The organism is Nonomuraea terrae (assembly GCF_004348995.1).
GTDB lineage: Bacteria > Actinomycetota > Actinomycetes > Streptosporangiales > Streptosporangiaceae > Nonomuraea > Nonomuraea terrae.
This window is the reverse complement of the sequence record NZ_SMKQ01000426.1, coordinates 1-1,682: the sequence shown is the minus strand read 5'-3', so window position 1 is coordinate 1,682 and position 1,682 is coordinate 1. Positions and strand designations below refer to the sequence as shown.

Sequence of the window (1,682 nt, the reverse complement as noted above, 5' to 3'; positions counted from 1 at the left end):
ACCCGACCCCGACCGCGACTCCGACCCCGACCGCGACTCCGACCCCCACCCCGGCTCCGGCTCCGGCTCCGGCTCCGGCTCCGGCTCCGGCGAGACCTAGCGCCGCCGTCCCGCGCGTACGGTGGGCCGGGCGTTTCCGGCAGATCGGCCGCGGGGTAGAAATCCGGCATCCCCCGCGACGCGACGCACCTGCGGGGGGAGCACGGCCATGGGCACGGCCACGGCCTGGTCATCGACGTTCGCCGTGCTGCAGCGCATCGGCCGTTCGCTCATGATGCCGATCGCGGTGCTGCCCGCCGCCGGTCTGCTGTTCCGCTTCGGCCAGGAGGACATGCTGGGCGCGGGCGGCCTCGGCGGCGCCTTGCCGTGGCTGCTGCCGGTGGCCCGGGTCATGGCCGCGGCCGGTGGCGCGCTCTTCGACAACCTGCCCCTGCTGTTCGCCGTCGGCGTCGCGATCGGCTTCGCCCGCAAGTCGGACGGCTCCACCGCGCTCGCCGCCGTCGTCGGCTACCTGGTCTTCGACCGCGTCACCAAGACGCTGTTCTTCGACGCCGGCGAGGGCGCCGTCCACACCAAGGTCACCGTGATCCTGCGGAACGGCACTCCGACGCTCGATCTCGGCGCGCAGAACCCCACGGGTGTGCTGGGCGGCATCGTCATCGGCATCACCGCCGCCCTGCTCTGGCAGCGTTTCTACCGCTTCAAACCGCCCTCGTGGCTGGCGTTCTTCGGCGGCCGGCGTTCGGTGCCCATCATCACGGCCGTCGCCGCCCTGCTCCTCGGCGTGCTGTTCGGCCTGCTGTGGCGGCCGATCGGCGACTGGCTGTCGGACGTCGGCGACTGGCTCTCCGCCCACGGCACCGCCGGCGCCGGCATCTACGGCGTCGCCAACCGCCTCCTCATCCCCGTGGGCCTGCACCACTTCCTCAACACCATCGTCTGGTTCACCCTCCCCGAGTGCCGCGCGGGCGTGAACGGCGCCATCCGGGACGCCGCGGGCGACCTGAACTGCTATTTCGCCGGCGAGCAGGGCGCGGGCATCTTCATGACCGGCTTCTTCCCGGTCATGATGTTCGGTCTGCTGGGCGCGGCGCTGGCGATATGGCGGGCCGCCCCGCCGGAGCGCCGCTCGTCCGTCGGAGGCATCATGCTCTCCGCCGGGCTGACGGCGTTCGTCACGGGCATCACCGAGCCGCTGGAGTTCGCCTTCATCTTCGTGGCGCCCGTGCTGTTCGCCGTGCACGCGCTGCTGACGGGCCTGTCGATGGCCCTGATGGCGGAGCTGGGCGCGCGGCTCGGCTTCACGTTCTCCGGCGGGGCCATCGACATGCTGCTGAACGCCGGCAAGTCCAACACCCACGGCCTCCCCCTGATCATCGGGTTCGGCCTGGTGTACCTGGTGCTCTACTACGTGATCTTCAGCGTGCTGATCCGGGTCATGAAGCTGCCCACTCCCGGCCGCGAGCCCGCCGAGCCCGCCGAGCCCCGTTGAGGGCGACCGTTCCGGGTTCTCTGCCGAGCCCGTAATTCCGGACGAGGGGCTCCAGCTCGGCCCCCACTTCTCCCGCAAAAGCGCACACATCCCTGGTCGCGGGCCGGGAAGTTGGCGCCGTCTGTATTCCTGCGCCGGGCCGAAAACTCCTAAGCACGATTCCTTCTCCCCCGAGCCCACTCCCCCGAGC

1 protein-coding gene is annotated in these 1,682 nt (G+C 71.3%); it reads left to right on the top strand.

What is annotated here, in order from left to right; translation table 11 throughout:
• Nucleotides 1-208: 208 nt before the first annotated feature.
• Entirely contained in the window at nucleotides 209-1,492 is a 1,284-nt protein-coding gene (locus E1286_RS47120) for a PTS transporter subunit EIIC (RefSeq protein WP_132623918.1), read from the top strand.
• The last annotated feature ends 190 nt before the right edge of the window (nucleotides 1,493-1,682 follow it).

What these genes read in the sequence shown, in the direction of transcription:
- E1286_RS47120 (WP_132623918.1), top strand. Translation starts at nt 209, where the DNA reads ATGGGCACGGCCACGGCCTGGTCATCGACGTTCGCCGTGCTGCAGCGC.